The sequence below is a fragment of the Candidatus Polarisedimenticolia bacterium genome (assembly GCA_036004685.1).
In the GTDB taxonomy this organism is placed as follows: Bacteria; Acidobacteriota; Polarisedimenticolia; order Gp22-AA2; family AA152; genus DASYRE01.
In genome coordinates this window covers 21,388-27,387 of record DASYRE010000034.1, presented here as the reverse complement: position 1 = coordinate 27,387, position 6,000 = coordinate 21,388, and the positions used below count along the sequence as shown (strand labels likewise).

General features: G+C 62.5%; 3 protein-coding genes. 1 reads left to right on the top strand and 2 read right to left on the bottom strand.

Annotation, left to right across the window (positions count from 1 at the left end):
* Positions 1–338 precede the first annotated feature (338 nt).
* A complete protein-coding gene (locus VGR67_08945; protein ID HEV8336528.1) occupies positions 339–2,795 on the bottom strand; it encodes a DUF4215 domain-containing protein in 2,457 nt (818 codons plus the stop codon).
* A gap of 1,345 nt (positions 2,796–4,140) precedes the next feature.
* Here VGR67_08945 and VGR67_08940 point away from each other — a divergent pair.
* Positions 4,141–4,290 carry a hypothetical protein gene (locus tag VGR67_08940; GenBank protein HEV8336527.1) on the top strand — a complete coding sequence of 50 codons (150 nt, stop codon included), beginning with the start codon at positions 4,141–4,143 and terminating at the stop codon, positions 4,288–4,290.
* A gap of 17 nt (positions 4,291–4,307) precedes the next feature.
* Here VGR67_08940 and VGR67_08935 read toward each other — a convergent pair whose 3' ends face one another.
* A complete protein-coding gene (locus VGR67_08935; protein HEV8336526.1) occupies positions 4,308–5,873 on the bottom strand; it encodes a citrate lyase subunit alpha in 1,566 nt (521 codons plus the stop codon).
* Between the last annotated feature and the right edge of the window lie 127 nt (positions 5,874–6,000).

Here is a 6,000-nt window from a genome sequence, read left to right as displayed (position 1 = left end):
CGGCCCCCGATCCATCCCGGCTCGCCGCGTTGCGCCTCGCTTGCGTACCGCCTTGGGTACGCGACGCTCTGGCGCGCCTTGCGATCCGGGCGCCTCGGCGACCTCGGTGTTAACATGATTTCCGAAACGCAACACTAGGCGAGCGAGTGGATCCGCAATCACCTCGAGAAGTCCGCAGGGTCGTCCCATCGGGTAAAAAAAGGGCGCCCGACAAGTCGGGCGCCCGAATTGCGCTTGTCCTTTCGGGGCGCACCGCGTGTCCACGGTGCGCCCCCTGGGACTTTCCTTCTCTTGCTTACCGGACCCTCTGCAAGGCCCGGTCAGCACGTGTCAGCCCGTTATGGGCAACAATCTGACGGACAGGACTGGCAAGTCTCGGCCGTACCTGTTGCACCGGGATCGCACACCCCATCACCACAGCTCGGGTTACATGAATCCCCGACCGGCGGATGGAGCTGGAAGTTCCCTTCCCGGATGAAATGCGAGACCCGGTACGCGACCGGCGAGGCCGGATCCGCCGTGCAGTGGATCTCGATCTCATACGCGTCGGGACATTCCGAACAGGTCTGTGCCAGGCAGAGTGGATGCAGAGCCGTCTTCACAGGGTCGGCCACTGAGTCGACCAGGCACACATTACCCAACGCGCAGTTGCTGATTTCAACTGACCCATTGGGCTCAGGATTGGTGCATGATTCATCCATCTTGCACGCACCCACAGGCTTCTGGAAGATGCCTGCAGGCTCGCCGAAATCACTGACGTGGGCCTTGTAGTAGTGGAGGGTCCCGCCAAGCTTGCTGCTGTACGGTTTCGGCTGATTCGCACCGCACGCACCGAATATAGGAAGCGGGATATCCTGGTTCTTGGCGCTCTTATTGTTGTGGAAGACGCCAGTGCCTTCCCAGAAGATCTGCTTGAAGGGCGCCGGCCGTGCCTGCACGCACCAGCCGGGGTCGGCGCACAGGACGCTCTTGATGAACGCTTCATTCGGCGCTGCAGCCGTACCCGAATGGAACGCAAAGCTTCCACCCTTCACGCTGCCACTGTCGTCCGGCCCACTGTGGTGGTTGTGCTCCCAATCGCCCCACGGACAGTGAGAATTCCGTCCGGGGTCGTTCGGGCAATCGTCGTTGGTCGCGCACGTCTTGCCACCATTCAACCCACCCGTGCACAGGCCGCTTACGCACTTGCCCTTCGGCGGCAAGTCGCAGCAGCCAGTCTCGTTCGGTGCGCCGATCTGACCGCCCGTCGTGTAGACCTTGCCGTTTTCATCAAACTCGGCGTCCACGACATCGAAATTGTGTCCACCGGTCATGCGGCAAGATCCCGGCCCGAGGCAAGCCACGTTGGCCGTGTCCGAGCAGTCGGAACCTTGCTGAGCACAGGCGTCCTGGTTGGTGTTCTGACAGATGGCAGAGGTGATTGTGGCTGTGTTGACGCCCGCTACCTCCGAACAGAGGCACGACGTGCCGGCTGGGTTGCCACCCGTGCACGTTGGTGCCGTAAAGACACCGGGCGCCTGTTTGCAGACGGTCGCACCTGGTGCGATCGTCCCAAAGTCAAGATTCACGGTTCCGAGAACCGGATCGCCGACCTTGACACCGTTTGAATTGAGAACCTGCAAACCCGTGTTTGTCACGCAGATCTGGTAAACCACGCAGGTCGTCTGATCGACGGTAACGCTCTCCACAAAAGGCCCATCGGCCACGCCGTCACACGCGGTTCCGCCGCCGCTACCGTCATCAGGGGCCACTGTCTTGGCGATGACCACGGAACATCCTTGCGGCAACTGGCAGCTGTTCGAGCAGGCGTCAGTATCCACCGCGTTGCCGTCGTCGCACTCCTCGCCGCCGTTGACGATGCTATCGCCGCAGAAGGTGCAGGCGGCAGGGTTCCCGCAGGGGCCGGGGCGGCACGAGCCGTGGCTGGAGGGAGCACCGGCCGGGAAGGCGTTGGTGTCGCAGGTCTCCCCGCACCCCGACTGGTTGATGATGCCATCGCCGCAGATCGGGCTCGGGGTGCAGTCGTTCTCGCAGCCGTCGCCGTTGGTGTGGTTGCCGTCGTCGCACGTCTCGCCGTCGTTGACGATGCCGTCACCGCAGTAGGTGCACTGGTCCGGGCCGAGGGGCCGACACAGGTTCGTGTTTCCAGGAGGTGTCGGCGGCGTGGACCCGGGTGGGTCGCAGGTCTCGCCCGGCGTGTTCCCGACGATCGAGTCGCCGCAGACCGGCAGCAAGCAGTTGTTCCGGCAGCCGTCGGTGTCGATGCCGTTACCGTCGTCACATTGCTCCTCGCCGTTGACGATGCCATCGCCGCAGAAGGTGCAGGCGCCAGGGTTCCCGCAGGGGCCGAGGCGGCACGAGCCGTGGCTGGAGGGCGCACCGGCCGGGAAGGCGTTGGTGTCGCAGGTCTCCCCGCACCCCGAGTCGTTGATGGTGCCGTCTCCGCAAGTCCTGATGATGACGGACAGAGTTCGGTGGATGTCCGCGCTGTCGAAGTCGTTGTCCGGGTTGTCATGAAGCGTCCCGGCCCCGTCCACCAGGGCTTGCGCCGAGGTAACTCCGGGGTTGACTGTGACAGTGCAAGGAACGACGCACAGGGTGGTAGGCGCGAAAGGCACCAGGAAATCAGCGTTGGACGCACAGACCGTTGCAGCGCCCGTGGGGGTTCCGTCTGCCGCCGGACAGTGAAACGTGATCGTCGTGCCGGTGACATCGCAAGCCGTAGCGGAATCGTTCCTCGCCGTCACGGTGAAGGTAACGATTTCCCCGCTCACGATGGAAGTCTTGTCTTTCAAAAGACCTACATCGAGTTGGTTCCCGGTACACCCTCCTGGTGACTGGTGTGCGCTGGCCGGCGCCGTGCTCAAGAAGAGGACGCAGACAGCAGCGCCTATTCCTAGGAGCCAGCCGGTTCCTGTGGTGAAGCGGTTTCTTCTACACAACATGAGAGAATTCCCTCCTGGTCATTTCGAATGACAACCGTCGAAATCCTCAGTGTCCACACCTCGTTCTTGGTTCACCTCCTGTTGCGTTGAGGAGGGATACGGCGGCTTTTCCGCCGTCCTCTCTCGGTCGGGACCGGTGTTTTTGGCTCCTTCTCCCTGCTCGCGGTGCCGCAGCAATCCACCTCGGCGTCGAAAAAAGCAGACGCTACCCACAGTGGGCTCCCTAAACCGCAAAGAATTCGGAGAGCTCAAAAAAACCCCCTGCTGAAGAGAAAGAGTGGGCGCACTGTACGTTGAAAACATTGGCTGAGTCAACAGAATTCAAGACGAGCGCGAAGAGAGTTCCGGCGGTCTCATTTCGCTGGAAGGATATCCGGGAAGGATACGTATGCTTCCACTCCTTTTTCAAATTTGTAATAGCGGTATTCCTCATTCGGATCGCCCGATCGGAGGCCATGGACACGAATGCGCCCGGAGAAATGCGTTCTACCGCTGTCGTGGTGCGAGGCTTTCCTGTCCGAGACGTGATGTAACCTTCAATATCTCAAAATGCTTGGACCAGCCCTGCATAATAGGGGAGGTAAGATTTGGACTGCAGGAATGGGTGATTTGGAGGCTTACAGTTCTGTATGTCAGCGCAAATTCGAATCGCGTGACCCGACGCCGATCCGGAACGCCATCCGACACCGACCGCACAGCAAGGTTGATGCTTTCCTGCGTGCGGGGAGGAGAAGAGGATAAAAAGACCCCTCGCCGCGCCGGGGGGAAGGATTTGACCGACATCAGGTCCCGAGAGCTCAACCCCCACAGTGGCTTGCTGCCGTAGAGCAGGGTGGCGGAGCCTCGGATGGTTTCGATCCTTTCAACGATGCGTTTGTGCCTCCCATGGTGACTGAGAACCGTGCTTTAGCGGCCTTCGGGTTCGGACGGCGTCGTGTGGAAGCTTCCCAAGAGCTCGGTCGTCGCATTCACCATCTCCCACTCCGAGCGCTTCCCCACGGCGGAAGAGCTCTATGCCAACGGGCCTCATCTGGCCACCTTCCAGTTCCAGGTCGGGGGTCCCGATTTGAATTCGGAGAGGAGGTCTTGCAGGAGAGATCTCTTTCCGCAGGACGAGCGGCGTCGTCGGTAGCGTCATCACCGTCTTCGCGCAATGGTTCACCGATTACATCTTCCTCTCCCCAACGGGGACTTCGTGGATGTGGACGGGGAGTTGGTTCCGGAATTCCTCTACACGCAGATCGACGCAGAGTCCAGGGGAACGGAGGGGCACCCGGATTTCGAGCTGTTCCATGCCGAGCCGCACCATCTGCTGTTGGCTCTCCCCTTCATGCCGCGCCTCTAAGCGTTTGGTGCAGGTTGTCAGTCGCCCAGCTGCCAGACGGTGTCCAGCACGGTGCCGTCGATCCATTTGACGATGGCGACGGGCCGCTTGGTGAAGCGGGGCTTCTGGGGCTTGCCGCCGCAGATCTTTTCCACGTCGGCTTGGATGTCCTGGATGGGCCGGATGGGGAGGCGCGAGCCTTTGACGCGCTCGAGGAGGTCGGTGCGGCGGGGGTTGATGGCGACGCCGCGCTCGGTGACGATGACGTCGATCATCTCGCCGGGCCCGACGAGGGTGGTAACTTCGTCGACGATGACGGGGATGCGATCGCGAAACGAAGGGAGGGCGAGGATGGTGCAGCCGCTGGCGAGGCAGTTCTGCCAGCCGCCGATGCCGTGCAGCAGCCGGCCGTCGGAGTGGGTGACGACGTTGGCGTTGAAGTTCACGTCGACCTCGGTCGCGCCGAGGACGGCGACGTCGACCATCGAGGCGAAGTGTCCCTTGCCGTGGTAATTGTACGAGGTGAAGGGCGAGGTCGCGACGTGGCGCGGGTCGCTCGCAATCGATTGGACGCCGGCGAGGTCGAAGGTCTGGCCGTCCAGGATGTAGTCGGTGAGGCCTTCCTGGAGCATCTGCACCAGGTGCTTGGTCGAGCCGCCGCGCACGAAGCGGCACTTGACGCCGGCCTCCTTCATCATCACACGCAGGAAATCAACGAAGGCCAGGGCGATGCCGCCGGCGCCTGCCTGGAATGAGAAGCCGTCGCGCATGATCCCGGCGTCGCGGATGAAGCGGGCGACGTATTCGGAGATCTTCAGGCGGTCGGGACTCTTGGTGATCTCAGTCGTGCCGGAGACGATCTTGGCGGGGTCGCCGATCGAGTCGACCTGCACGACGAAGTCGACGTTGTTCCCCTGAATCTGCCACGGGATGCAGGGAAAGGGCACGAGGTTGTCGGTGACGACGATGACGCGCTCGGCGTAGATCGAATCGGCGAGCGCGAAGCCGAGCGAGCCGCAAGCGGACTTGCCGTGCGAGCCGTCGGAGTTCCCGAAGAAATCCGCCGTCGGGGCGGCGATCACGGCGATATCGATCTTCACCTCGCCGTCCTGGATCGCCTGATAGCGCCCGCCGTGCGAGCGCAGGACGCCCATGCCGCGCATCTTGCCGCGCGAGGTGTATTCGCCGAGCGGGCCGTTCATGCTCCCTTCGATGTGGTGCACGACGCCGGCTTCCATGAGGTCAATGACCGCTTTCTGGGCGGGGAACGAGGCGCTGGGGAACCACATCAGGTCCTTCGCGCCGAGGCGCGCGGCGGTCTGCAGGACCTGGACGGCGATCCGGTCGCCGTCCCGCAGGTGGTGATGGTTGGAGATCACCATGTTGTCTTTCAGGTCGCACTGCTTGAGGGCGGTCTCGAGATCGGGAACGCGCTTGTCGCCGTTTTCGGGGTAAGAGGCGCAGGTCTTGACGGCCGGGGCGTGCTTGACGCCGGTCGGGATGTGCTTGCCGATACCCAGATAGGGAGTCTGCTTGGCGCCGTTCGAGTACATCGGGACGCTGCGCCCCGCGGCGTTGACCTCAAGCTCCAGCTCGCGAGTCATCGCTTCGGCTTCCCTATCGGCTGCCCGGCACCGAGGAGCCCCAGCCACGGGCATTCAGATGAAGGCGAGTCGATCTCCCCGAAGTTCCCGTCAGCCCAGTCGCACTTCGGCGGCAAGTTTCCCGGCC

What these genes read in the sequence shown, in the direction of transcription:
- VGR67_08935 (HEV8336526.1), bottom strand. Translation starts at nt 5,873, where the DNA reads ATGACTCGCGAGCTGGAGCTTGAGGTCAACGCCGCGGGGCGCAGCGTC.